Here is a 23,190-nt window from a genome sequence, read left to right on the forward strand (position 1 = left end):
CCCGATGGAGCCCGCCGCCCCCTCTCCATCGTCGGCCACGGGAGCCGGGCGCGCCTGTCGCGTCAGGCGACCGGCAGCACGGCGCCGTGCTGCTGGCCGCCGAGCACCACCTTGAGTGCCCCGGTGTCGGCGGCGCCGGCGAAGACGTCGTACGCCTCTTCCATCTGCCCCAGCTCGAAACGGTGCGTGACCAGCGAGGCCACGGGCAGCGTGCCCGCCGCCAGCATGCCCAGGAGCAGCGGTGTCGACGTGGTGTCCACGAGGCCCGTCGTGATCGTCACGTCCTTGATCCACAGGTCTTCGAGGTGAAGCGTGGCGGGCTTGCCGTGCACGCCGATGTTCGCGACACGGCCACCGGGGCGCACCATCCGGGTGCACATCTCGAAGGTCTCCGGCACGCCCACGGCCTCGATCACCACATCGGCGCCCAGGCCGTCGGTGAGATCGGCGACCAGTTGCTCGGGTCCTTCGGACGCGCCGACGGTCGTGTCCGCGCCCATGGCCCGCGCCGCCGCCAGTCGGCTCTCCGCCAGATCGACCGCGATGATCCGGGCCGGGCTGTACAGCCGTGCCGTCGCGATCACGGCGAGCCCGATGGGTCCCGCGCCGACGACCACGACGGTGTCGCCGGGCCGCACGGCGCCGTTGAGGACGCCCACCTCGTACGCGGTGGGGAAGATGTCGGCCAGCAGAACAGCCTCACCGCTGTCGACCGACTGGGACAGCGGGTGCACGGAGAGATCCGCGAAGGGGACGCGGACGTACTCGGCCTGGGTGCCGTCGATCAGATGCCCGAGCGACCAGCCGCCGCCTCCGCGGCACTGCCCGTACCGGCCCTCGCGGCAGAATCGACAGCGTCCGCACGCGGTGATGCACGACACCAGGACGCTGTCGCCCGGCCTGACCGAGCGGACGTCACTCCCCGCCTCCACGACCTCGCCGACCGCCTCGTGCCCCAGTACCGTTCCGGGGGCGACCTCCGGCACATCGCCCTTGACGATGTGCAAGTCCGTGCCGCAGATCGTCACCGCGTCGACCCGGACGATCACGTCAGCCGGGTCCTTGACCGCCGGGTCGGGCACCACGTCCCACGACGTCCGACCCGGACCATGGAATACCAGTGCCTTCATGTCCTCGACCTGCTTCCCGGTGTTCGGCCCCCTGTGGTCCCGTCCTGACCTCAGGTTGTCCCGGCGCCCGGTACGGGCGCTTGGGCCGGACGACCCCGTAACGGGTCCTGTCGGCCCAGGCCGGGCAGCCCCTGTCAGCGGTCGGACCACCGGCCCGTGCCAGGCGCGACGGACCGGCCGTCCGGTGAGGACCGAACTCGTGCCTGAGCACTGCAACCGCACCAACCGGGCCGAGAAACGTGACGCTACCGCTCCGGTTCGGCGTCATGCGGGTGGGGCTCCACCGCCGTACCGGGCGGGCGGCGCAGTGCCCTTGGGAGGATGAACCACAGCCCGGTGAACATGGCGAGCGTGCAGGCCGTGACAATGACGGCTGCGGTCCGGCCGAGAACGACATCGATGAGCAGGAGAATCGCGCCGTTGAGCGCGAGAGCGAGGAAGGCCAGACCGACTTCGGCGAACTTGGCGGACAGAGCAACAATCCGGATCTTGACACCCCGGTGGAACAGACCGCGGTGCAGTGCGACCGGAGTCGCGAGGACCGCCGAGGAGACCACTGTCAGGAGCAGCGTCACCACATAGGTGTTTCGCTGGAAGGTGTCGAGCTGCGGGAACCGGGCGGTGAAGGCCGCACCGAGGAGAAAGGCGAAGACGATCTGAACGCCGGTATGGAGGACCCTCAGTTCCTGAAGGAGTTCGAGCAGGTTACGGTCGGCCCGCGCCGCCGGTGTTTCCCGGTCGAACGGAGAGAGACTGTCACCCGGCGGAACAGACGTATGAGGCATGAAGCGCATTGTCGTGCACCTACGCGGCCACAACGCGCGGCGCACTGAACTCCCGGATGATCTCTTGGGATGGGCATCACCGGGCGCTCCTCCTATTGATCCGGAGGTACTTCGGCTGATGGCAGGGGCTTACGGAGGATGTAGTTGAGGCCGAACTCGGTTTCACTCTCACGGACATCGGTGTAGCCCAGTTTGAGGTAGAACTGGTGAGCGGTGATGCTGGCGCCGGTTTCCATGTGGTCGTACCCGTCGCGCGCGGCCAGGGCCTCGATGTGTCGCATGAGTTGACGACCTGTCCCTCGCTGGGCCAGATCGGGATCGACGAACATCGTGTAGACCTTGTTGCCGTCTCGGGAGACAGTGCCGAGGACTCCGTCGTCCTCGGCCACGTAGACAAGACGGCTGCTTGACAGTTCGATGAACCGCTCGGCCGTGTAGTACGCGCACAACTTGTCGATGATGTCGGCCGGATAGTCATGGCTGTTCACTTCTCGCAGGCAGCGTTGGACGATCTCGGCGAGTCGTGGGGCATCGCCGGGACGGAACAGCCGGACTCCGATCGCCATGGCCACCTCCTCGGGCTTCGCGGCGATGCGGATCGGCGGGCCGCCGTTGACCGTCTCCGCCGAGAAGATCTTACGAAGGTCGCACCTGGGTTGCGATCCCCTTGCGCCGGGCCGCGATGAAACCCCGGACCGTCGGACACGGGTACGGGATCGCCTCACCGGAACGACGCCGAGAAGTCTCCTACTGTGACGGTGAGGTCGGCGGGGACGAGGACATGGGGGACGACGGCGACGAGCCGAACGCGCCGGTCTCCTCGATGGTGCCGCCCAACTCGCTGCGGGCCGCCGTCATGTACTGTCTCGGCTCCGCCGACAGCACCCAGCGATTGCCCACCAGATAGACCCCGCCGTACATCTGCGCGGTGTCCAGCCAGTCGCGCTTGCCCTGGTCGGAGACGAAGCTGAGAAACACGTACTTGGCCTTCCCCGTCTTGCAGACTCCCTGCCGGTAGTCGTCGACATCCGTCGTGATGTGTGCCGTACAGCCCATGGCCAAGGCCAACTCCTCCACCTGGGCCGGCCGGGCCTGCGGCACCCTCGGACTCGCGGACGCCGAGCCGGGCCGGCCCTTCGCTTCGCCGCTGCCCGGACCACTTCCGCAGGACGCAAGGGTCAACACAGCGGCAACAGCGGCCAGGACCGTCAGGCGTGCCCGCAGCCACGCGATCCGAGCCGATACAAGGAAGACACTCATGAGAACTCCGGGAAGGGTGGGCCGTACACCCCGGCCCGATCCTGCTCGTCCTGGGCGCCCCCGCCACCCTGGCGCTGCGCGCGCTGCCCGGCGCACCCAGGGGTGGGCCGGACGGACCGCGCGAGATGCTGATGAAGCTCCTGCACAGCCGCTACTTCAAGGTCATCTCGCATCCGGTGGTGGCGGGTGTCCTGTTCATCGGCAGCGCCTTCGCCGTCTACTACACCTCGTTCTTCGCGACCCTGATGCGCAGCCACCTCGGCCACACGGCCATGCTGGTGCACTTCCTCGCGGTGGGGCTGCTCTTCTTCTGGGTCGTCATCGGGATCGACCCCGGCCCGCGCCGCCTGCCCCACCTGGGCCGACTGTTCGTGCTCATCCTGACGATGCCGTTCCACTCCTGGTTCAGCATCTCCCTGATGAGTTCCACGGCACTGATCGGCGAGGACTGGTGGTCGGCACTCGACCGGCCGTGGGTCGCCTACGCCCTGGACGACCAGTACAACGCCGGCGCCATCGCCTGGGCCACCGGCGACATCCCCGTACTGATCACCACCATCATCCTGACCGTCCAATGGATCCGCTCGGACTCCCGGGAAGCCCGCCGCATCGACCGCCGCATCGACCGCGGCGACGCCAACGATCCACTCGCCGCCTACAACGCCTACCTCGCAAACCTCCACGCCCGCGACCGCCGTCCCGCCAACTCCCGTCCTCCTGAGGAATCATGAAGAAGCACCTGTACATCGCCGCCGTGATCGTGGGCGCGTTCGGCGCCGCCCTCGGTACCTTCCTGCTGGTCTCACCGGACGACCGGAGCAGCAGCGGCCTCGACGTAAAACCGGTCGCCCAGGCGATGCCCCTACGCGACGACAGCCACCGCCTCACCGACCCCGAGCGCAGCGAGAGGTCGACGCCGGCGCCACCCTTCACTACCAGCCGCGCTCGCGAGCGTTCCTCCCTCTGTGACCAGCTCCCCCGCCCTCGACGTATACGACAAGGTGAACGCAGTGGCCGCGTACAAGGCACTCTCATACGACGAACGTCTGACGGCACCCGCAGCGTGGCGGGTCATCGCCGTCCTCTTCGGTATCGCCATGGCCCTGGTCTTCATGCCCTACGGCCTGATCGCCGCCCTCATCGCCCTGGCGGCGGGCACCTGCCTGGCCGGCTTCTACGTCAGCACCCAGGGCTCGCTGCGGATCCGGGTCACCGGCGACCTCTGATCGCCGGCGACTCCCGCCGGCCACCGCTGACGGCCGCGATCAGGCCGTCCTCAGGTCAGCCGCAGCAACCACCCGCGCCGGAGGGTTCGGTCACTGCTGGATCGGCGGCGGTCTGAGCGGCACGGCATGAGCTGCCTGTCTGCTTGGTCATGGAGTCGGCGTCGGCCTTGACGACGTACACCTCCCAGGCTTCCTTGCCGGGTCCGTGCACCCAGACCTTGTCCTGGACGGCGTAGCAGCAGGTGGTGTCGTCCTCGACGTCCGTGTCGAGGCCCGCGTCACCGAGTCGGGTGGTGGCGGCGCGGACGGCGTCGGTGGTGTCGACCTCGACACCGAGGTGGTCGATACGGGTCTCCTCGCGCTCGGCGCCTTCGACGAGGACGAGCTTGAGCGGCGGGTCGGCGACGGCGAAGTTGGCGTAGCCGTCGCGGAGTTTGGCGGGTCCGGTGCCAAGGAGCTTGGTGTAGAAGGCGATGGACGCGGCGAGGTCGGGGACGCGGAGGGCGAGTTGGACGCGGGACATGACGAACCTCTCTGGACAGGTGGGAAGTTCAGCAGCCGCCGGAGGAGACCGGGGCGCCGGTGCCGATCTGGAGGGTGGTGGGGGCGGCGCAGCATCCGCCGCCGTCGGACTGTGCCGCGGGCTCCGGCTCGTCGAACAGTCCCGCGCCGCCGCAGACACCGGTCTCCGGCAGGGTCAACTCGACGCGCTCGGCGGCCTCCTGGTCGCCGGCGAGTGCGGCGGCGATGGAACGGACCTGCTCGTAGCCGGTCATGGCGAGGAAGGTGGGGGCGCGGCCGTAGGACTTCATGCCGACCAGGTGGACGCCCTGCTCGGGGTGGGAGAGTTCGTTGACCCCGTGCGGGTAGACCGTGCCGCAGGAGTGGACGTTCGGGTCGATCAGCGGGGCCAGCGCGGCCGGGGCCTGGAGGCGTTCGTCCAGGCCGAGACGGAGTTCGGCGAGGAAGGACAGGTCGGGCCGGAAGCCGGTCAGGACGATGACCTCGTCCACCGGGTCAAGGCGGCGGCCGTCCTCGGCGACGAGGACGAGCCGGTCACCCACCCGCTCCACAGCCTGTGCACGGAATCCCGTGACCGCGCTCGCATGGCCGGCGTCGACCGCGGCCTTGGCGCGCAGACCGAGCGCACCCCGGGCGGGCAACTGGTCGGCTTCGCCGCCGCCGTACGTGCTCGCGCCGATGCCACGGCGCAGGATCCACACCGCGTGCGTCCCGTTCCCCGCCTCATCGGCCAGGTCGGCGAGGAGGGCGAGGGCCGTGAACGCGGAGGCGCCGGAGCCCACGACCGCCGTGCGCCTTCCCGCGTAACGGGCCCGTACGGCGGGGTCCTTGAGGTCGGGGACACGGTACGTGATCCGGTCGGCTACGGCCCGCTCGCCGAGTGCGGGGAGGCCGTCGCCGCCGAGGGGGGCCGGTGTGGACCAGGTGCCGGAGGCGTCGATGACGGCGCGGGCGATGAGCCGTTCCTCGGTTCCGTCGGTGTACCGGACGTGGACGGTGAAGGGCTGCTCATCGCGGTCGGCGTCCACGACGCGGTCGCGGCCGACGCGCGAAACGCCGGTGACACGGGCACCGTAGCGGACCCTGTCGCCCAGGGCGTCGGCGAGCGGCTGAAGGTACCGGGCCGCCCAGTCGGCGCCCGTGGGATACGTGGCGCCGTCCGGTCGCGCCCAGCCCGTGGGGGCCAGCAGCTTCTCGGCCGCCGGGTCCACCACCTCCGCCCAGGTCGAGAACAGCCGGACATGGCTCCACTCGCGGACGGCGTTTCCCGCGCACTCGCCGCCCTCCAGGACCAACGGTTCGAGGCCGCGCTCCAGAAGGTGGGCGGCAGCGGCCAGACCGATGGGCCCGGCACCGATCACCACGGTCGGAAGGGCGGAGGTGGGCGCGTTCACGGTGACTCCCTGATCTGTATCGACGCTCTGTATCGACATTCTTCAATGGCTTCCGCCGCCAGCATCCCACCTGTTTTGATGGACGTCAACATAGACAAATATCGAAACAAGTGCAGTGGCTGACTGATGGAGCAACTCGACGTCACGGTCATCGGTGGCGGGCAGTCCGGACTCGCCCTCGCCCGCGGAGATGCGGAGATGCGGAAATGCGGATACGGCAGCACCTGAGCCTTTGTTCGACATGTGTCAACATAGACGCATGTCGAATACCGAGGTGCTGCCGCTGCTGGAGTCGGACGTCGCCCCGTGCTGCCCGCCGCTGACCGAGCGTCCCCTGACGGCGGAGGAAGCGGTGCGTACGGCAGCGATGTTCAAGGCACTCGGAGACCCGGTCCGCGTCCGCCTGTTCTCGCTGGTCGCCTCGCACGAGGGCGGCGAGGCGTGCGTCTGCGACATCTCCGACGTGGGTGTCTCGCAGCCGACGGTCAGCCATCACCTCAAGAAGCTCAAGGACGCGGGACTGCTCACCTCGGAGCGGCGCGGCACCTGGGTGTACTACCGAGTGGAACCGTCCGTACTCACCGCGATGGGTCAGATGCTCCGCCAGACGACCTGACGCGCCACCCATCCGGCACGGTACGGCGTCGTATCGCTACTCCCTCACGGCGGTCGCGAGCGTGGCTGGCGCAAACTTCCCGCGCCAGGCGAGCGATACGTAGACAAGTGCGACCAGGACCGGAACCTCGATGAGCGGGCCGACAACCCCGGAGAGGGCCTGGCCGCTCGTCACGCCGAAGGTGGCGATGGCGACCGCGATGGCCAGCTCGAAGTTGTTGCCCGCCGCCGTGAACGCGAGGGTCGCCGTGCGGTCGTACGCCAGGCCGATGACCTTGCCGAGAGCGAACGTGCCGAACCACATGATCGCGAAGTAGACGAGGAGCGGGAGCGCGATACGGACCACGTCCAGCGGCTGCGAGGTGATCGTCTTCCCTTGCAGCGCGAAGAGGATGACGATCGTGAAGAGGAGCCCGTACAGGGCCCAGGGGCCGATCTTCGGAAGGAAGTTGGACTCGTACTTCTCGCGGCCCAGCTTCTTCTCACCGATACGGCGGGTCAGGAACCCGGCCAGCAGTGGGACGCCGAGGAAGATGACGACGTTCAGGGCGATCTTCCACATCGAGATGTCGAGGTGCTCGCCGTCGCCGAGGCCGAGCCAGCCGGGCAGCAGGTCGAGGTAGAGCCAGCCGAGCAGGCCGAACGCCAGGACCTGGAAGACCGAGTTGAGGGCGACGAGGACGGCGGCGGCCTCGCGGTCGCCGCAGGCGAGGTCGTTCCAGATGATGACCATCGCGATGCAGCGGGCGAGTCCGACGATGATCAGGCCGGTGCGGTACTCGGGCAGGTCCGGCAGGAAGATCCACGCCAGGGCGAACATGACGGCCGGGCCCACGAGCCAGTTGATGACCAGCGACGACACCATCAGCCTGCGGTCGCCCGTGACGGCGTCGAGCTTGTCGTAGCGGACCTTCGCCAGGACCGGGTACATCATGATCAGCAGGCCCACGGCGATCGGGAGCGATATCCCGCCGATCTCGACCTTCGCGAGAGCGTCGTTCAGGCCGGGGATCAGCCGTCCGAGCCCGAGGCCGAGGGCCATGGCGATGAGGATCCATACGGCGAGGAAGCGGTCGAGCGTCGACAGTTTCGCGACGACCGAGGAATCCTCGGTCGTCGCGGTGGTCGCGGATGCTTCGGCGGGGGTCACGGGCAGGCCCTCTTGTTCTCGGCGGCGCTACGGGCGGTCTCGGCCAGATCGGTGAACTGGCCGGCGAGTTGGGCGATGACGTCCGGGCGCAGCTTGTAGTAGGTGAAGCGCCCGCACGGCTCCGTCTCCACGACGCCCGCCTCACGCAGCACTCTCAGATGGTTGGAGAGGTTCGTCTGCTTGGCGCCGGTCTCCTCCACCAGGTGGGTGGTGCACAGCGTCTCGTGGGCGAGCAGGGTCACGATCTGGAGCCTGAGCGGGTCGGCCAGCACCCGGATCAGTTCAGTGTCGACTGACGTCATCATAGGCTGATACTGTCACATCACTGGTGGCTGACACCACCGGGTGCTGATATGAACCGCACCCGTCCCTGTTGCGAGACAAGTGAGACCGCTGATGTCCGACAAGCCCTCCGTGCTGTTCGTCTGTGTCCACAACGCGGGCCGCTCCCAGATGGCCGCCGCGTGGCTGACCCACCTGGCCGGAGACCGCGTCGAGGTCCGCTCGGCGGGTTCCAACCCGGGCGCGGCCGTGAACCCCGCCGCCGTCGAGGCCATGCGCGAGGTCGGCATCGACATCTCCGCCGAGGTCCCGAAGATCCTCACCGTCGACGCGGTCAAGGAGTCGGATGTCTGCATCACCATGGGCTGCGGCGACACCTGCCCGGTCTTCCCCGGCAAGCGGTACCTGGACTGGCAGTTGGAGGACCCGGCCGGCCAGGGCGTCGAAGCCGTACGGCCCATCCGCGACGAGATCAAGGTGCTGGTCGAGGGCCTGATCAAGGAGATCGCGCCGGAGTCCCAGGCGTGACCACCGCGACGCACCTTCGCGACGTCATCGTCATTGGTTCCGGCCCCGCCGGTTACACCGCCGCCCTCTACACGGCCCGCGCCGACCTCAAGCCGCTGGTCTTCTGCGGCTCGGTCTCCGCCGGCGGCGCGCTGATGACGACCACCGAGGTCGAGAACTTCCCCGGATTCCCCGAGGGCATCGACGGTCCGGCACTCATGGAGAACATGCGGGCCCAGGCCGAACGCTTCGGCGCCGAGATGGCCGACGACGACATCGTCGAGGTCGACCTCACCGGGGACGTCAAGACCGTCACGGACACCACGGGTACGGTCCACCGGGCGAAGACGGTCATCGTGGCCACCGGCTCCGGTTACCGCAAGCTCGGCCTGCCGCGCGAGGACGAACTGTCCGGCCGGGGTGTGTCCTGGTGCGCGACCTGCGACGGGTTCTTCTTCCGCGACCGCGACATCGTCGTGGTCGGCGGCGGTGACACCGCGATGGAGGAGGCCACCTTCCTCACCCGCTTCGCCCGCTCCGTGACCGTCGTCCACCGCCGCTCCACCCTGCGCGCCTCCCAGGTCATGCAGAACCGCGCCTTCGCCGACGACAAGATCACCTTCGCCTTCGACAGCGAGATCGCCGAGATCAAGGAGCAGGACGGCAAGCTCGCCGGAGTCGTGGTGCGCGACGTCTTCACGGGCACCACCCGCACCCTGGACGTCACGGGCCTGTTCATCGCGATCGGCCACGACCCGCGCACCGAACTCCTCAAGGACCAGTTGGAGTTGGACTCCGAGGGCTACCTGAAGGTCGACTCCCCGTCGACCCGCACGAACATCCCGGGCGTCTTCGGCGCGGGCGACGTGGTCGACCACAGCTACCGACAGGCGATCACCGCGGCGGGCTCGGGCTGCGCTGCCGCACTGGACGCCGAGCGTTACCTCGCCGCCCTCGCCGACACCGGTACGAAGCAGTCCCACACCGAGGGCGAGCCGGCCGTGACCACCGTCTGACCTCCCATCGCAGATGACCTCCCACCGCAGATGACCGCACACCTGATGACGTCGTACTGCACGTCAGACGGTCGCGGTCTCGCCGACAGGTTCCCAGATCCCCACGGCGAACAGACGAGGTGCCCCATGGACGAACCCAGCCGATCCGGCCCCGGTGTCCCCGCGCTGGGAGACACCCACGCCGTCCTGGAACGCATCGCGCGACGGCTCGCGACGCGACATCGCCGGGCCTTCTCCCGCGAAACCGTCGCGCGTTACGTCGAGGAGTGCGCGGAACTGCTCGGGCACGGCGCCCGTACGACGCGTCACCTGCCCGTCCTCGTGGAGCGTTTCGCGGACCAGCGGCTCGGCGCGCTGGCCCGGACCTCGGGCCTCTGCCCCAAGGCCGTTCCAGAAGTGCTCTTCGTGCACCGAGAACACAGGGCGCTCGCAACTGGCCGCCGCCCTGCTGCGACACAGGGCCGCCGGCTCCGTCGACGTACACACCGCGGGTTCCGATCCGGGGGACGAAATCGCCCCGGTCGTACGGGAGTTGCTGGCCGAGCGGGGACTGGACGTCGATGACGAGTTTCCCAAGCCCGTCACCCCGGAAGCCGTCGCCGCCGCCGATGTCATCGTCACACTCGGATGCCGCGACGCCTGCGCAGTCCTGCCGGGGCGGCGCTACGTGGACTGGGACCTGCCCGACCTGTCGGGACTGGACGTGGAGAGCGCACGGTCGGTACGCGACGCGCTCGACGCACGAATCGGGCTGCTGCTGAAGGACCTGACCGACACCGCGTCACGGCCAGCCGGTGCCGAACAGTAGCGGGTGTTGCCGACGGCCCGCTTCCCCAGTGGGCGAAACGTCCCGTCCAGGCGCAGACCCGACGACCCTCCGAGGAATCTACTCGTCGAGTTCGTGCCGGACCCGACGTGAAGGGCTGAAGGTGTAGAGGTCGAGGATGTCGGGTGGGTCGGCGAGCCCCGGGCCTCCGTTCTTGACCCAGGTGGTGATGTCGGCGGCGGCCTCGGGGGCGTTGACCTGACCGAGCCAGACGGGACGTCCTCCGGCCCGGCGGCCCTCGGGCGACGGCTGGATGACGATGACGTTGGCGCGCTCGCAGACATCCAGACAGTCGGTACGACGGACCATGGCGACACCGGCCAGCAAAGAACGCAGGTCGGACATCTGGGCTTCGTGGTCCAGGTACGGAACTTTGGAGGTGCCGCAGCAACAGCCCCGGCACACGGTGACGGTGGGGCGCGCCACCCTCTCCGTACCGGCCGTGGCTCCGCGTCGGCGGCTCACTGGAGGTTCCCCGCACGCCGCCAGGCCGCGTCGCGCAGCAACCGGAGTCCGTTGAGGCCGACGATGACGGTGGAACCCTCGTGCCCCAAGACGCCGAGCGGCAGGGGCAGATGGCCCACCAGGTCCCAGACCACCAGGCCCGAGATGAAAACACCGGCGATGATCAGGTTCTGCACCACCAGGCGACGGGCCGCCCGGGAGAGGGCCACCACCTTGGGCACGGTGGCGAGTTCATCGCGGACGATGACCGCGTCGGCGGTCTCCAGGGCGAGGTCGGAGCCGGCCCGGCCCATCGCGATGCCGGTGTGGGCGGCGGCCAGCGCGGGGGCGTCGTTGACACCGTCGCCGATGACCAACACCTTGCGCCCGGCCGCTTCCTGTTCGCGTACCGCGGTGACCTTGTCCTGGGGCAGCAGCCCGGCCCGCACGTCGGTGATGCCGACCTCCGCGGCCAAGTGGCCGGCCGCGCGCGGGTTGTCGCCGGTCACCAGCATCGGGGCCGAACCGGTCAGCGCGGCGAGGGAGGCCACGGTGGTGGCCGCATCGGGGCGCAGGCGGTCAGCGATGCCCAGGACGCCGATCGGGATGCCGTCGCGCTGGACCAGGACCGCGGTGCGACCGCTGTCCTCCAGTTCGGCCGCCGCCGCGAGGGCACGGGAGGAGAGCGCCTCCTCAACCTCCCGCAGCAGGCGGGACGGGGCACCCACCGCGATCGTGTGGCCGCCGACCCCGGCGGTGACACCCACACCCGGAGCGGAGGTGAAGTCCCGCACGTCCGGGATGGTCAGACCGCGAGTACGGGCGGCGTCTACGACAGCGCGTGCGAGCGGGTGCTCACTGGGGTGCTCGGCCGCGGCGGCGAGGGTCAGGAGGGCTTCCTCGGTCAGTCCGGTGCCGGGAAGTGGGCGGATGTCGGTGACCCGAGGGGTGCCCTCGGTGAGAGTGCCGGTCTTGTCCAGGGCGACGGCGTCGATCTGCCCGAGGCGTTCCATGACGACCGCGGACTTCACCAGGACGCCGTGGCGGCCGGCGTTGGCGATGGCGGAAAGGAGCGGCGGCATGGTGGCCAGGACCACCGCGCAGGGTGAGGCGACGATCATGAAGGTCATCGCGCGGAGCAGTGAGCTGGTGAGGTCGGCGCCGAGGGCGAGCGGGATCGCGAACACGGCCAGGGTGGCGGCGACCATGCCGAGCGAGTACCGCTGCTCGACCTTCTCGATGAACAGCTGGGTGGGCGCCTTGGTCTCGGACGCTTCCTCGACCATGGCCACGATCCGGGCGATCACCGAGTCGGAGGCGTCCCGTTCGACCTTGACCCGCAGGGCGCCGGTGCCGTTGAGCGTTCCGGCGAACACCTCGTCCCCGGCCTCCTTCGCGACCGGCAGCGGCTCACCGGTGATGGTGGCCTGGTCGACCTCGCTCGCCCCCTCCAGGACGCGGCCGTCGGCTCCGACGCGCTCGCCGGGGCGGATGAGGATCGTCTCCCCGACGGTGAGTTCGGAGGTGGCGACGGTTTCCTCGGCGCCGTCGTCCATGAGCCGGGTCGCGGTGGTCGGCGCGAGGTCGAGGAGGCCGCGTACCGCGTCCTGTGTGCGGGCGGTCGCCACCGCCTCCAGGGCTCCGGATGTCGCGAAGATGACGATGAGGAGCGCGCCGTCCATCACCTGGCCGATCGAGGCAGCCCCGATGGCGGCGACGATCATGAGCAGATCCACGTCCAGTGTCTTCTCGCGCAGCGCCTGAAGCCCCGCCCAGGCCGGCTCCCAGCCGCCCGTGACGTACGCGAGCGCGTACAGGGGCCCCCATGCCCAGGACGGAGCGCCCGTGAGCTGGAGCGGCAGCGCGACCAGGAAGAGGACCAGGGCGGTCGCCGCCCAGCGGGCCTCGGCCAGCGCGAACACGCGCGTACGCCGCCGTGGGGCGACGGCGGCCCGTCCGGCCGAAGGCGGCGCGGGACGGTCGGTGACGGTGAAAGACATGACGAGGGGTTCCTTCTCACGGACTCAGGGACTCACGGGCAGCGCCAAGCGACCCTTCCACCATACAGGAATGAATGAACACCTCTTCATTCATCTTCTGTACGATGGACACCATGGGCCATGGAGTCGATGACAAGAACGCCAGCACCCCGCGCGAACGGCTTGAGGCGGTAGGTGCCGGAGACGTCGCGTCCACGCTCCAGGCACTGGCGACACCGTCCAGGCTGCGGATCCTCGCCCGCCTCCAGGAGGGCCCCTGCGCGGCCGGCGAACTGGCCGACGCGGTGGGCATGGAGCAGTCCGCCTGCTCCCACCAACTGCGACTGCTCCGCAACCTCGGCCTCGTCACGGGTGAGCGCCGTGGCCGCTCCATCGTCTACACCCTGTACGACAACCACGTCGCGGAACTCCTGGAACAGGCCCTGTACCACGTGGAACACCTGCGGCTTGGCCTGCACGACAGCCCTGTCGACGCCGCCATTCCGGCGGCGCCCGAACCGGCGGTGGCCCCGAACTGACCGGCCGCCGACAAGGATTGATCCGTCACCGGCCGCGAGGAGCACCAGCCCCTCGGACGGCCCGACGTCAGTCCTCCGGCCCCACCGCATGGCGACCACCCCTGGCCGGATGCGGGCTATCCGGCTTGGGCGAGTCCGTTTCGCCGTCCTGACGGTTCATGAAGTGCACCACCACCAGCAGGATCAGGGCCAGGAGTCCGATGGCGATCAGGATCGTGGTCTGAGCGGCGCCTCGGCGGACCGCGGACGAGAGCCGCAGGGCACCTCGCCCGCCGCCGCGCGTGGGGTACGGCGTGTGGGATACGAACAGACCCCGTACGTCACACCGCCACCTGCCGACCGGCGAGATGTCCCGTTCGGCGCAGCCGTGCCACCAAGGCCACGCACCCAAATCCGGTGGCCGCCGGGGCGACCCACGGCAGCCGGCCGACGCCGGTGTCGAAGAGCGCGCCCACCACCAGGTTCCCCAGCGAGATCGCGGTTGGACTCGGACATTGGCGATGAGTTGCTCGACGGCGGGACAGCGTGGGAAGCACTGAGGAACAGCTTGGCCCAAGGCCGAGTTCGGCCCGGTCGGCGAGTCGACGATCCTGTGATGTGGGCCGGCGTCGGACCGAGGTGCATGGCGCGCCTGCGAGTTCCCCTCGCTCGGTGCCGACAAGCCGAGGGCGTTCTTGGCGGCGCGACCGCTGGGAGGCCCCGGATACCTGCCCCCGCCGGCTCGCCGCAGCGGGCCGAGCGTGTGGCCAGGCAAGGGAGACGGCGACGAGAGCGAGGGCAGAGCCGCCGAAGGCGATGGCGACATCCTTGTCGGCGTGGACGCCTACTGACCTACGGTCAGGGACCAGCGAACGGTGGAGGGAGCGGTCACGGAGACCGTTCCCTTCTTCCTGGGCTGATTGAGCCGCATTTCGTTGTCGATGCTGCTGACCTCTTCGGTCACACATTCCAGCGGGAAACTCAGGCCGACGGGCTCCAGTTCCACCGTCAGCGTCGCCTCGCCTTGGCAGTTCACGAGCACGGACAGCTGCTGCGCCTGGAGTTCCCCGATCTCCATGACACGGTTGCCCTTGGCCGAGGCGACCTCGGTGAGCGGTGTACCCGATACCAGCTTGGGTGCCCGCGTGACGGACTCCCCGGAATTGTGCTCCGGTCTGTCGGGATTCTTGGCCGGGGTGACCGATGGGGCAGCGGCTGTCGCGGCATCGGACCGGGGGCTGTCTGCACCATCGCTGTCCGTGCAGCCGCCAAGTGCAAGGCAGCCCAGCACCGTGCAGATGGCAACGGCGCCACGGAGATCCGTCAGCCGTGTCACTGGAAACAACACCCCTCCAAGAAGTACCAGCCGACCCTGAAGGCGCCGTACTTGCCGTCCGCGGTCTTCTTCGGCGGTGTCTTGACCTTGACACTGATGCCCAGCTTCGCGCTGAGCGTCATGAAGAGGTTCACATCGTACTTGCCCTCGATCTTCGCGACCATCGTGTTGACGCTGACCGTCAGACCGCTGGAGACGCTGACCCCGACTTCGCCGCTGGCTTCCGAAGTGAATGTCGACTCGGCAACCTGGGAGGCGCCGTTGTAGGTCGACAGCGTCGGGCCAACCCCCTTGCGGTACGTATCTTCCTTGGTCGACGCATCCCTGAGAGACCGTCACGTCACGCCTCTAGCCGACCGCTCACCCGGCATTCGAGCCGTGACGACGACCACGTAATCGAGCCTTGTCCACCGGACACCATCGCCGAAATCGTCGTCACCTGCGCTCAGTTGGGGCAGCCCATGCTGCTCCTCGCTCCGGGTACCTGGATGCGAACCACCTCGACCACCCGCAGAACGTCTACCTCCGCGAGCGTGAGCTGCGCGGGCCCATCAACTCCTGTCTGACCCGGGCATTCGCCCCGGCCGGCATCGAGCACTCCCTCTCCGCCATGCAGGACGCCCGGCCGACGTCGGTGAGCGGGTCGGCGCGTGGGCGGCTGCCAATAACGCCGGGATCGCCTACACCCCGACCAACAGCTCCTGGCTGAACAGGATCGAGGCCCAGTTCGCCACCCTTCGCTACTTCGCCCTCGACGGCACCGACCACCCGACCCACAAGGCCCAGGGCAGTGTGATCCGCCGATACATCAGCTGGCGGAACAAGAACGCCGCCGACAAGCGTCTCACTGCCCTCGTCCACAGGGCGCACGCCGCCTGACCCGCGCCGCCGGCGTCTGTCCTGGGTCGTCAGGTCCGGGTCGGTGACGCACTCATCGCTGCCGTCAGGAACGTGATCGCCCATCGCCGGGCCGCCTCGCCCGCTACCGGGGACACACAGCCAGGGGAGGGCTGCTGGTGGACCTCAAGGCGGTCGACGGCCGTCACGGCGAGGATCCCCCGCATCCGGAACCGCAGCTCCTCCGGGGAAAGGCCGGGCAGTGCGCGCGCGAAGGCTGCGAGGTAGCGCTCGCGGACCGAGTCCTCGGCCGGGCCGGTCCAGCTGCGTGCCTCCTCGGCCGGGTCGCTGAGGATCGTCACGATCAGCCGGGACGTCCGGGCGCCGCCCTCGTCGCCGGCCGGCATCTCGTCGAACAGCGGCCCCGCGAATGCCTCCACCAGTTCGCTGACCGGTGGGTCGGGGGTCCGGGCGAGCAATGTGTCGAGCCCGGCGCACTGGGCAGCGCTGATGGGCTCGATCACGCGGCGGGCGACTGCGGCCATCAGCTCTGCCTTCGAGCCGAAGTGGTAGCCGACGGCGGCCAGGTTCGCTCCGGCGAGTTTGGTGATCGCGCGGACCGAGGTGCCGCGGTATCCGTGCTCGGCGAAGAGGTGCTCGGCCGCGTCGAGGATCTGGGTGCGGGTGTCTGGGGTCGCCACACGAGGGACTCTACATATGTTTGAATGAAACGAACGTATGAGTCAAACGAACGTGTGAAAGAGGGCTGTCATGAAGCTGCTCGTGTACGGCGCCGGGGTTTGCGGCAGCCTGTTCGCCGCCCGCATGCATGAGGCCGGCCACGACGTCTCGCTCCTCGCCCGGGGCGAGCGCCTGACCGCCCTGCGCCGGCGCGGAGTGCAACTCGCCGAGGAAGACGGCCCGGCTGTCCAGCGGGTGCCGGTACCGGTGGTCGAGCACCCGGACGGCGGGTACGACCTGATCACCGTCTTCGTCCGCACCCACCAGGTGGATGCGGTGCTGGAATCACTCGCCGGTGTCCAAGGTGACGTGCTGTTCCTGCTCAACTGGGCAGCCGGCCCGGAGACGCTGGGTGCGGTGATCGGCCACGAACGGGTGCTGCTCGGCTTCCCCACGACTGGCGGCACGATGGACGGCGACGTGGTCCGCTACCGCAAGAGCAATTTCATCACCCGCCGGGTCGCGATACCGATCGGCGAGCCCGACGGCCGTACCACCCCGCGATTGGTAAGGATCGTCGAGACGTTCCGTACTGCCGGGATCAACGCGAAAGCCGAGCCGCAGATGGATACCTGGCTCAGGACGCACGCCGCGTTCGAGGTCCCGCTCGGGCAGGCGGTACACGCGGCGGGCGGCCCGGCAGCGCTGGCCGACGACCCGGACGCCGTCCGCGCCATGCTCCACCTCATGCGGCAGAACCTCGCCGCGATGGAGACGCCGCTGGTACCTCGCGCGTTCGCCGCGTTGCGGGCTCTGCCGCAAGGGCTCCTTGTGGCCGTGCTCCGGCGCTTCCTGAAGAGCCCGACGGCCGTGCACAGCGGACTCAACGACCCCTCGCCTGCCACGGCGGCCGAACTCAAGCGGCTGGCCGAACAGCTCCGCGCCCCTGCGGAAGCCCGCTGAGCGACCCAGGACGGCGAAAACCCCACCACGCACACCACCGCCAGTCCCGCAGTCCTCGAACCCAGCTCCGCCGGCTCCACGGACACCAACCGCTGACCTCATGACCGTTTCGGTAGCAATGAAGCGTCCGGCCTTCGGAGTTGGCGTGGTTTCTCCGCCCGATGAAACGCGAACGGTGCCGGCCGAAGTTCGGCCAGCACCGGGGTATGAAGATCAAAGTGTCCGAGGGGGGACTTGAACACTACGCCCACGCTTTCGCCCAGCAGACGACGCTGGTGGTGGGTTAGATGGACATCGGACACCTCGCAGGAAAGCAGCCCACCGCTCAGCGGCGGGGCCGCGCCATCGACCTGGACGCTGTTCTGCGGCGCGGCTGCGCCCTGGTCGTCTCGGCCGTGGCCGCGTACGCCTCATACGTCCACCAGCGGAGCTTCGCGATCCGCGGCGGAGCCGACCAGATCAGCGCCACCTTGTGGCCGCTGTCCGTCGACGGGCTACTCCTCCTGGCCACCGTCGGCCTCCTGAACGGGTCCAGCCACTCCCGTGGCCGTGCGCGCTTCGCGATCTGGTCGGCCTTCCTCCTCGGCATCGTCGTCTCCCTCGCCGCCAACATCGCCGCCGCACCCTCGCTGGCATGGCAGCCGGTCCTGGTCGCGGGCTGGCCACCCGTCGCACTGCTCCTGGCCGTCGAACTACTCACCCACAGCGGGCCTGCGGACTCCACGTGCACACCGCCACGCCACCAACATTCCCCCGGCGCGACAGATGCGCTGGCCGACGACCCGCCTGACCCCATGCTTATCCGCGCACTTGAGGAAGACGCACTCCACCGAGATCGAACGCAACGCCCCATCTCCGCCGAAACACTCCGCAAGGAACTCCACATCAGCGCCGCCAAGTCCAGGAGGCTGGTCGCAGAGGTGCGCTCCATGAGAAACGGTCACGGCGTCACGCACCCGAGCGCGTAGGCGGGACATTCAAAGACGGCCGAACTCTGGCCGTTGACGGGCTCCAAACTTGGCCGCAGCAGGAACGCAAAGGCACTCGGCAAGAAGAGCGATGCACTCAGGTCGCTGGAGCGACAAAAGATTCGTCAGGGGACATCCCGCACCCGCTCGGGCGGCAGCATACTCCGCAGTCGACCCAACACGTTGCCGTTGCCGGACGTCAAAGGAACATCGCCCTGCCCAGGACTCTCCTCCACGAAGCTGCGCATGCCCGCAAGTGGTCCTCGGTTGCGAACAGGCCCGCAAACCAAGTCCGTTCGACCGTGAGCCCGGTGTCCACGTCCGTTTCGATTGCCGGGTCGACAGCTTCCTTCGCCGCACGCAGCGCAATCGCCGGACCACAAGCGAGTCCCGTTGCCCACGCCTGAGCCTCCGTGGACCGCGTCGGCGGCTGGGACGACGCGATCCACCAACCCCGTGGAGAGGGCGTCGTCGGCTGGGACTTGGCGGCCGGTGAAAGTCAGGTCCTTGGCCTTGAAAGGGCCGACCAGCCCGGGAAGCCGCACCGCGAATCAGGCCCAGCAGGATCTCGGGATGCTGGCCCAGCTTGGTGTTGTCTCCCGCGATGCGGTAGTCGGTGCACAGGGCCAGCTCGCAACCTCCTCCGAAGGCAAAGCCCGTGATGGCCGCGACGACAGGTTTGGGATGCGTGTCACGGCCGTGAAGGAGTCCTGAAGGTCGCGGGCTCGCAGGACCATCGCGGTGTGGTCCCTGTGCTGCATCTCTTTGATGTCGGCTCCGGCGGCGAACACCATTTCGACGCCGTAAACAATTATGGCTCTGACATCGCGTCGGCCTGCTGCCTCTTCCGCAAGTTCCTTCACTCGGTCCTGAGTGGCGGCGTCGAGGGCGTTCATCAGCGGGCTGTCCAGACGGAGAGTGCCGACGGCTTCGCCTTCGGCGACTTCCAGACGGGGTGTCATGGGTTCCTCAGGTGTCGAAGTCGACGGTCAGGGTTTCGGAGACGGCGAAGCTCTGGCAGGTGAGGACGTAGCCCGCGTCTACCTCAGCGGGCTCAAGTGCGTAGTTGCGACGCATGTCGACCGTCCCGTCCGCCACCAGGGCGCGGCACGTGCCACAGACGCCGCCCTTGCAGGCGAACGGCAGGTCGGGGCGTGTCTTCGGTGCGCCGTCCAGGATCGTCTCCGTGCGCGGCAGCGCGCTGGTGGTGGAGCGTCCATCGAGCGTGATGGTGACTTGGCTGACGGCGCCCTGGACCGTGGCGTCTTCGTGACCGTATCTCCCGGACAGGGGTGTCATCGGCGAAGAACAGTTCTCGGTGAATTCGATCGGCAGGAATCCTGAGACCGGTCAAGGTGCTCCGGGCGCCTCGGACCATCCCGTGCGGTCCGCACAGCCACCACTAGTCGACGTGATCGGCATCGACCAGTTCATGGATGAGCGTGGCGAGTCGGCCGGCGTCAAAACGGCCCCTAGGTCATGGACAGTCCGTCGTATGACGAGCGTTTCGTCCACCTCCGTCGCCAATCCCAAGGCGGCTGCGATGTCCGACCTGTGTATATCTCCGCCACGATTTCCCCACCCCGTCTCTGGCCAGACCTTACGGGGTGGTGTTGTCACCACCCCCAACTCACCGCCTAGAGCCCGTGATCACGGTCCTACCCCGGACCACAGTGGTGGCATGCCCACTCGACGTGAAGCCCTTGTCGCATAGGCCGCCAGGATCGGTGGCGCCCATCTGTCCGCAGCTCCGGCCGCACCGCCAACCGCACCGCCCGCGCCCCGATGTCACATTTCCGCTCCCCCGAACCGTCCTACTCCTGACAGCACCAGCGACCGCCAGGGAGACCCCCAGCCATGCACCGGATCACCGTCATCGGCGGCGGCTTCGCCGGACTCACCGGGGCGATCAACGCAGCCGAGGCGGGCGCCAAGGTCACCGTGTACGAGGCCCACCACACCCCGGGCGGCCGGGCACGGATGGCCGAGGGCCCGTACCGGACGAACGAGGGCCCGCACGCCCTCCACAAAGGCGGACACCACTGGACCCGGCTGCGGCAAAGCGATCTACTCCTACCGCTCGCCCCGATCCCGCCGCTGGAGGGCACCCGGATGCGTTTCCGGCATCGGGGAACTCTGCGGCGCCGCATCCCTTTGTTCCCCCTGTTGAGACCGCTGCGCCGCTGGTCCGAACGGGCAACCTCGACTCGGACTTCCGCACCTGGGCGGCAGCGCTCGTACCTGAGCGGTTGCGCCGCGCCATGAAGCTGCCGCCGGTTAGCGGCATTCCTGGCCGCGCGGCCGGTCGAGGCCGTAGCCCTCGGCCGCTGCCACGCTGAACTCGCAGTCCTGGCGGCGTATCGGACGTCTTCGAGGAGTGGCTCGCCAACCGCGGGCTTGCCATGAAGTCGACGACGACCTCCTGACCAGCAGCACCAGGCCCTTGGGTTGAACGCTGCGTTGATTTGCCGATGCACACAACCACTGCTCGACTTCAAGTTCCGGAAACGACCGGTTGAGTCCCTGGGCGTGAGTGTGAACTCGATCATGAAGCAAGGGAGTTGACGGGCATATGCGCGATCGTCCGACTACGCAGACGCGTGTCCACAGCATGTCGGAGAGCGTGGCGGAACTTCAGCTACTCGGGCCGGTGGAGCTGAGGGCCGGTGGACGGGCCATTGATCTCGGGCCACCCAAGCAGCGGGCGGTGTTGGCAGCCCTTGCCATGGACTCCGGCCAGCCGGTGGCGGTGTCCGTCCTGGTGGACCGGGTATGGAACGAGTCTCCACCGGCAGGGGTCCGCAATGCCCTGTACGCGCACATCACGCGTATCCGCCGGCTGCTGGGCAAGGTGACGACAGCTGACGGCACCCCGGTGAAGCTGGAGCGCCAGGCCGGTGGGTACCTCCTTGATCTCAATCCTGATTGGGTTGACCTGCTTCGCTTCCGTCAGCTCGCCGAACTGGCGCTTGGCAAGAACCTGGACGACAGCGCACGGGTTGCGCTGCTGCGTGAGGCGCTCGAACTGTGGCGGGGACGCCCGCTGGAAGGTGTGGACGGATCATGGGCAGAGTGGACCAGGGCACATTTTGATCTGTACCGCGTGGAGGCCATGGTGGCGTGGGCCCGGATCGAGTTGGAGCTGGGCAACCACGAGGCGGTCATACCCCGGGTGCACGCACTGATCGGCGAGCACCCGTTGGCGGAACCGCTCGCTGCGGGGTTGATGCGTGCGCTGCATGCGGCTGGGCGTGACGCCGAAGCTCTCCAGGTGTTCGCGGCAACAAGGCGACGGCTCGTCAAGGAGCTGGGCGCCGAGCCCGGAGCTGAACTGCGCTCTCTCTACCAGTCGGTACTGCACAGTGAGGTGGACCGGACCGCGCCGACCACACCGACCCCGGCGCCGGCCAAGCGGAAACAGGAGCGGGTGATAGCAACCCGTGTGGTCACGGCGCAGCGACAGGAGGCCCATATCTCGGAGCCGCAGCAGCGAACCCCGACGGACCCTGAACCGGCACGGCGGGCACCATGCACCCTGCCCGCTGGTATCCCCGACTTCGCCGGTCGCGCGGACGTCGTCGGTGAACTGGTCAAGGCGTGCCAGGAGGTCGGGTCGAGCGGCGAGCGCACCATGGTCGTCCTGTCGGGCGCGGCCGGCGCCGGTAAGACCACGGTCGCCGTTCACGTCGCACACCAGCTCCGGTCCGCCTTCCCTGACGGGCAGCTCTACCTGCACCTGCATGGTCTCTCGGCGCCGCGTACCCCGGCGGAGGCCGTGGGACAGATATTGCGGGCCCTGGGGGTGCCACACGCCTCCGTTCCGCAGGACGTCGATGAGTGTTCGGCGCTGTTACGATCGCTCACGGTTGACCGTCGCTACATGTTTGTGCTTGACGACGCGGCGGATGAGGCACAGGTGCGGCCCTTGCTGCCCGGCGCCGGTAGCGTCGTGCTGGTCGCCAGCCGCCGCCCGCTGGCCGGCCTTGAAGGGGCGCACCGGCTGACGCTGGGGTCGTTTTCCGACGCCGAGGCGCTCCGCCTGCTCGGGTCCGTCGTCGGCGAAGAACGGCTGGCGCTCGATCCGGCAGCGGCGGCTGACATCGTCCGGCGTAGCGCGGGGCTACCGCTGGCCGTGCGGATCGCGGCGATTCGTCTCAAGACCCGCCCCGACCGCGAACTGGCGGCAGCAGCGGCAGAACTGGCGGACGAGGGCCAACGGCTGGACCTGTTCGCCGCCGGAGATCTTGACGTACGAGCCAGCATCGGCCTGTCGTACCGGGCGTTGCCGCCTGACCACCGGCGCGCGCTGCGTATGGTCTCTCTGCTCGACGCGCCGAACGTTCCGGCCTGGGTCTTCGCCGCCGCAGCGGAACTCCCCAGGGTCGGCGTGGCCGCCGACGGTGCCGGTGGTGGGCAGCGCCGGTCCGGCAGTGGAGTGACGGCGGCCGATCCTGGAACCTCCATAGTGGACGATTTACTCGCAGTACATCTGGTCGATTCGGCAGGCGTGGACGAGACGAGCCGGCCGCGCTATCGCCTGCACGACCTGGTCCGCGCGTACGCGCGGGAACGGGCGATCGAAGAGGACGGCGAGGCGCACCGACACGCCGTGCTGACCCGGCTGCTCGCCGGCTACTGAAGTCAGCCGGCTGCGTGCTCGATCGGCTCGCGCGTCCGTGGAAGGTTTCCGCCCCCCGGTCAAGAAACCCAAGGGCAGTGAACTCCCCGAGTGCGACCAGGTGTTCAACGCG

At 68.7% G+C, this 23,190-nt stretch carries 24 protein-coding genes and 4 pseudogenes; 13 read left to right on the forward strand and 15 right to left on the reverse strand.

The annotated features are described in order from the left end of the window. Positions 1–62: 62 nt before the first annotated feature. From ACFVT5_RS21320 to ACFVT5_RS21335, 4 genes are all read right to left on the reverse strand, one after another. Positions 63–1,130, reverse strand: coding sequence for a zinc-dependent alcohol dehydrogenase family protein (locus ACFVT5_RS21320; RefSeq protein WP_389889993.1), 1,068 nt, complete (start codon positions 1,128–1,130; stop codon positions 63–65). A 245-nt stretch (positions 1,131–1,375) separates the two neighbouring features. After that, positions 1,376–1,915, reverse strand: coding sequence for a DUF6328 family protein (locus tag ACFVT5_RS21325; RefSeq protein ID WP_389889996.1), 540 nt, complete (start codon positions 1,913–1,915; stop codon positions 1,376–1,378). A gap of 92 nt (positions 1,916–2,007) precedes the next feature. After that, positions 2,008–2,481: a GNAT family N-acetyltransferase gene (locus ACFVT5_RS21330; protein ID WP_389889999.1), complete on the reverse strand. Its 474-nt coding sequence runs from the start codon at positions 2,479–2,481 to the stop codon at positions 2,008–2,010. 181 nt (positions 2,482–2,662) lie between these two features. Then, complete coding sequence (locus ACFVT5_RS21335) at positions 2,663–3,175, reverse strand: hypothetical protein (RefSeq protein WP_389890002.1); 513 nt, start codon at positions 3,173–3,175, stop codon at positions 2,663–2,665. A gap of 41 nt (positions 3,176–3,216) precedes the next feature. Between ACFVT5_RS21335 and ACFVT5_RS21340 the strand changes: the two genes are divergently transcribed. Both ACFVT5_RS21340 and ACFVT5_RS21345 read left to right on the forward strand, forming a co-directional pair. Beyond that, complete coding sequence (locus tag ACFVT5_RS21340; RefSeq protein WP_389890719.1) at positions 3,217–3,906, forward strand: cytochrome c oxidase assembly protein; 690 nt, start codon at positions 3,217–3,219, stop codon at positions 3,904–3,906. Positions 3,907–4,140: 234 nt separating this feature from the next. Beyond that, positions 4,141–4,401: a DUF3093 family protein gene (locus tag ACFVT5_RS21345; protein WP_389890004.1), complete on the forward strand. Its 261-nt coding sequence runs from the start codon at positions 4,141–4,143 to the stop codon at positions 4,399–4,401. A gap of 55 nt (positions 4,402–4,456) precedes the next feature. Here the strand turns inward: ACFVT5_RS21345 and ACFVT5_RS21350 are convergent, their stop codons facing one another. Then, positions 4,457–4,924, reverse strand: coding sequence for an ArsI/CadI family heavy metal resistance metalloenzyme (locus tag ACFVT5_RS21350; protein ID WP_389890007.1), 468 nt, complete (start codon positions 4,922–4,924; stop codon positions 4,457–4,459). A gap of 28 nt (positions 4,925–4,952) precedes the next feature. Continuing rightward, positions 4,953–6,317 carry an NAD(P)-binding domain-containing protein gene (locus tag ACFVT5_RS21355; protein WP_389890010.1) on the reverse strand — a complete coding sequence of 455 codons (1,365 nt, stop codon included), beginning with the start codon at positions 6,315–6,317 and terminating at the stop codon, positions 4,953–4,955. Between the two features lie 259 nt (positions 6,318–6,576). Between ACFVT5_RS21355 and ACFVT5_RS21360 the strand changes: the two genes are divergently transcribed. Further along, complete coding sequence (locus ACFVT5_RS21360; RefSeq protein WP_389890013.1) at positions 6,577–6,933, forward strand: ArsR/SmtB family transcription factor; 357 nt, start codon at positions 6,577–6,579, stop codon at positions 6,931–6,933. A gap of 36 nt (positions 6,934–6,969) precedes the next feature. Here ACFVT5_RS21360 and arsB read toward each other — a convergent pair whose 3' ends face one another. Together arsB and ACFVT5_RS21370 are read right to left on the reverse strand one after the other, a co-directional pair. Beyond that, positions 6,970–8,082 carry an ACR3 family arsenite efflux transporter gene (gene arsB / locus ACFVT5_RS21365; protein WP_389890016.1) on the reverse strand — a complete coding sequence of 371 codons (1,113 nt, stop codon included), beginning with the start codon at positions 8,080–8,082 and terminating at the stop codon, positions 6,970–6,972. After that, a complete protein-coding gene (locus ACFVT5_RS21370) occupies positions 8,079–8,387 on the reverse strand; it encodes an ArsR/SmtB family transcription factor (protein ID WP_389890019.1) in 309 nt (102 codons plus the stop codon). The genes arsB and ACFVT5_RS21370 overlap by 4 nt, the downstream gene beginning before the upstream one ends. 91 nt (positions 8,388–8,478) lie before the next feature. Between ACFVT5_RS21370 and ACFVT5_RS21375 the strand changes: the two genes are divergently transcribed. The 4 genes from ACFVT5_RS21375 to ACFVT5_RS21390 all read left to right on the forward strand — a co-directional run bounded on the left by ACFVT5_RS21375 (position 8,479) and on the right by ACFVT5_RS21390 (position 10,695). Beyond that, entirely contained in the window at positions 8,479–8,892 is a 414-nt protein-coding gene (locus ACFVT5_RS21375; RefSeq protein WP_389890022.1) for an arsenate reductase ArsC, read from the forward strand. Next, positions 8,889–9,887, forward strand: coding sequence for a thioredoxin-disulfide reductase (gene trxB, locus ACFVT5_RS21380; protein ID WP_389890025.1), 999 nt, complete (start codon positions 8,889–8,891; stop codon positions 9,885–9,887). Before ACFVT5_RS21375 ends, trxB begins: the two co-directional genes overlap by 4 nt. A gap of 126 nt (positions 9,888–10,013) precedes the next feature. Continuing rightward, positions 10,014–10,451 (forward strand): three-helix bundle dimerization domain-containing protein, encoded by a 438-nt coding sequence (locus ACFVT5_RS21385; RefSeq protein ID WP_389890722.1) that lies wholly within the window; start codon positions 10,014–10,016, stop codon positions 10,449–10,451. Beyond that, positions 10,336–10,695 (forward strand): low molecular weight phosphatase family protein, encoded by a 360-nt coding sequence (locus tag ACFVT5_RS21390; RefSeq protein ID WP_389890725.1) that lies wholly within the window; start codon positions 10,336–10,338, stop codon positions 10,693–10,695. Before ACFVT5_RS21385 ends, ACFVT5_RS21390 begins: the two co-directional genes overlap by 116 nt. A 78-nt stretch (positions 10,696–10,773) precedes the next feature. Here ACFVT5_RS21390 and ACFVT5_RS21395 read toward each other — a convergent pair whose 3' ends face one another. Both ACFVT5_RS21395 and ACFVT5_RS21400 read right to left on the reverse strand, forming a co-directional pair. Beyond that, complete coding sequence (locus tag ACFVT5_RS21395) at positions 10,774–11,178, reverse strand: (2Fe-2S) ferredoxin domain-containing protein (RefSeq protein ID WP_389890028.1); 405 nt, start codon at positions 11,176–11,178, stop codon at positions 10,774–10,776. Next, complete coding sequence (locus tag ACFVT5_RS21400; protein ID WP_389890031.1) at positions 11,175–13,157, reverse strand: heavy metal translocating P-type ATPase; 1,983 nt, start codon at positions 13,155–13,157, stop codon at positions 11,175–11,177. Before ACFVT5_RS21400 ends, ACFVT5_RS21395 begins: the two co-directional genes overlap by 4 nt. Positions 13,158–13,270: 113 nt before the next feature. On the opposite strand from ACFVT5_RS21400, the gene ACFVT5_RS21405 reads away from it, so the two are divergent. Further along, complete coding sequence (locus ACFVT5_RS21405; protein WP_389890033.1) at positions 13,271–13,675, forward strand: ArsR/SmtB family transcription factor; 405 nt, start codon at positions 13,271–13,273, stop codon at positions 13,673–13,675. 823 nt (positions 13,676–14,498) lie between these two features. Here the strand turns inward: ACFVT5_RS21405 and ACFVT5_RS21410 are convergent. Both ACFVT5_RS21410 and ACFVT5_RS21415 read right to left on the reverse strand, forming a co-directional pair. Beyond that, on the reverse strand, positions 14,499–14,990 hold the full coding sequence (locus ACFVT5_RS21410; protein WP_389890035.1) for a hypothetical protein: 492 nt from the start codon (positions 14,988–14,990) through the stop codon (positions 14,499–14,501). Beyond that, positions 14,987–15,154 (reverse strand): hypothetical protein, encoded by a 168-nt coding sequence (locus ACFVT5_RS21415; RefSeq protein WP_389890037.1) that lies wholly within the window; start codon positions 15,152–15,154, stop codon positions 14,987–14,989. The genes ACFVT5_RS21410 and ACFVT5_RS21415 overlap by 4 nt, the downstream gene beginning before the upstream one ends. Before the next feature lie 472 nt (positions 15,155–15,626). On the opposite strand from ACFVT5_RS21415, the pseudogene ACFVT5_RS21420 reads away from it, so the two are divergent. After that, positions 15,627–15,869, forward strand: a pseudogene (locus ACFVT5_RS21420) (hypothetical protein); the annotation flags it as partial. Between the two features lie 29 nt (positions 15,870–15,898). On the opposite strand, the gene ACFVT5_RS21425 reads toward ACFVT5_RS21420, so the two are convergent. Continuing rightward, positions 15,899–16,528 carry a TetR/AcrR family transcriptional regulator gene (locus ACFVT5_RS21425; RefSeq protein ID WP_389890040.1) on the reverse strand — a complete coding sequence of 210 codons (630 nt, stop codon included), beginning with the start codon at positions 16,526–16,528 and terminating at the stop codon, positions 15,899–15,901. Positions 16,529–16,598: 70 nt separating this feature from the next. Between ACFVT5_RS21425 and ACFVT5_RS21430 the strand changes: the two genes are divergently transcribed. Beyond that, positions 16,599–17,471, forward strand: coding sequence for a ketopantoate reductase family protein (locus tag ACFVT5_RS21430; RefSeq protein WP_389890043.1), 873 nt, complete (start codon positions 16,599–16,601; stop codon positions 17,469–17,471). Between the two features lie 287 nt (positions 17,472–17,758). Continuing rightward, positions 17,759–18,439: a DUF2637 domain-containing protein gene (locus ACFVT5_RS21435; RefSeq protein ID WP_389890045.1), complete on the forward strand. Its 681-nt coding sequence runs from the start codon at positions 17,759–17,761 to the stop codon at positions 18,437–18,439. Between the two features lie 215 nt (positions 18,440–18,654). On the opposite strand, the pseudogene ACFVT5_RS21440 reads toward ACFVT5_RS21435, so the two are convergent. After that, positions 18,655–19,401 (reverse strand): annotated as a pseudogene (locus ACFVT5_RS21440) (enoyl-CoA hydratase/isomerase family protein); the annotation flags it as partial. A 7-nt stretch (positions 19,402–19,408) separates the two neighbouring features. Continuing rightward, positions 19,409–19,910, reverse strand: a pseudogene (locus tag ACFVT5_RS21445) (2Fe-2S iron-sulfur cluster-binding protein); the annotation flags it as partial. Positions 19,911–20,296: 386 nt separating this feature from the next. Here ACFVT5_RS21445 and ACFVT5_RS21450 point away from each other — a divergent pair. Continuing rightward, a pseudogene (locus tag ACFVT5_RS21450) lies at positions 20,297–20,730 on the forward strand (FAD-dependent oxidoreductase); the annotation flags it as partial. 320 nt (positions 20,731–21,050) lie between these two features. Beyond that, on the forward strand, positions 21,051–23,078 hold the full coding sequence (locus ACFVT5_RS21455) for a BTAD domain-containing putative transcriptional regulator (protein WP_389890048.1): 2,028 nt from the start codon (positions 21,051–21,053) through the stop codon (positions 23,076–23,078). Positions 23,079–23,190 lie beyond the last annotated feature (112 nt).

This window comes from Streptomyces sp. NPDC058001 (assembly GCF_042886315.1).
Taxonomy (GTDB): domain Bacteria; phylum Actinomycetota; class Actinomycetes; order Streptomycetales; family Streptomycetaceae; genus Streptomyces.

Coding starts and splice junctions, on each gene's coding strand:
- ACFVT5_RS21320 (WP_389889993.1), bottom strand. CDS start 1,130: ATGAAGGCACTGGTATTCCATGGTCCGGGTCGGACGTCGTGGGACGTG.
- ACFVT5_RS21325 (WP_389889996.1), bottom strand. CDS start 1,915: ATGCCTCATACGTCTGTTCCGCCGGGTGACAGTCTCTCTCCGTTCGAC.
- ACFVT5_RS21330 (WP_389889999.1), bottom strand. CDS start 2,481: ATGGCGATCGGAGTCCGGCTGTTCCGTCCCGGCGATGCCCCACGACTC.
- ACFVT5_RS21335 (WP_389890002.1), bottom strand. CDS start 3,175: ATGAGTGTCTTCCTTGTATCGGCTCGGATCGCGTGGCTGCGGGCACGC.
- ACFVT5_RS21350 (WP_389890007.1), bottom strand. CDS start 4,924: ATGTCCCGCGTCCAACTCGCCCTCCGCGTCCCCGACCTCGCCGCGTCC.
- ACFVT5_RS21360 (WP_389890013.1), top strand. CDS start 6,577: ATGTCGAATACCGAGGTGCTGCCGCTGCTGGAGTCGGACGTCGCCCCG.
- ACFVT5_RS21370 (WP_389890019.1), bottom strand. CDS start 8,387: ATGATGACGTCAGTCGACACTGAACTGATCCGGGTGCTGGCCGACCCG.
- ACFVT5_RS21375 (WP_389890022.1), top strand. CDS start 8,479: ATGTCCGACAAGCCCTCCGTGCTGTTCGTCTGTGTCCACAACGCGGGC.
- ACFVT5_RS21385 (WP_389890722.1), top strand. CDS start 10,014: ATGGACGAACCCAGCCGATCCGGCCCCGGTGTCCCCGCGCTGGGAGAC.
- ACFVT5_RS21400 (WP_389890031.1), bottom strand. CDS start 13,157: ATGTCTTTCACCGTCACCGACCGTCCCGCGCCGCCTTCGGCCGGACGG.
- ACFVT5_RS21405 (WP_389890033.1), top strand. CDS start 13,271: ATGGGCCATGGAGTCGATGACAAGAACGCCAGCACCCCGCGCGAACGG.
- ACFVT5_RS21415 (WP_389890037.1), bottom strand. CDS start 15,154: ATGGTCGCGAAGATCGAGGGCAAGTACGATGTGAACCTCTTCATGACG.
- ACFVT5_RS21430 (WP_389890043.1), top strand. CDS start 16,599: ATGAAGCTGCTCGTGTACGGCGCCGGGGTTTGCGGCAGCCTGTTCGCC.
- ACFVT5_RS21435 (WP_389890045.1), top strand. CDS start 17,759: ATGGACATCGGACACCTCGCAGGAAAGCAGCCCACCGCTCAGCGGCGG.
- ACFVT5_RS21455 (WP_389890048.1), top strand. CDS start 21,051: ATGTCGGAGAGCGTGGCGGAACTTCAGCTACTCGGGCCGGTGGAGCTG.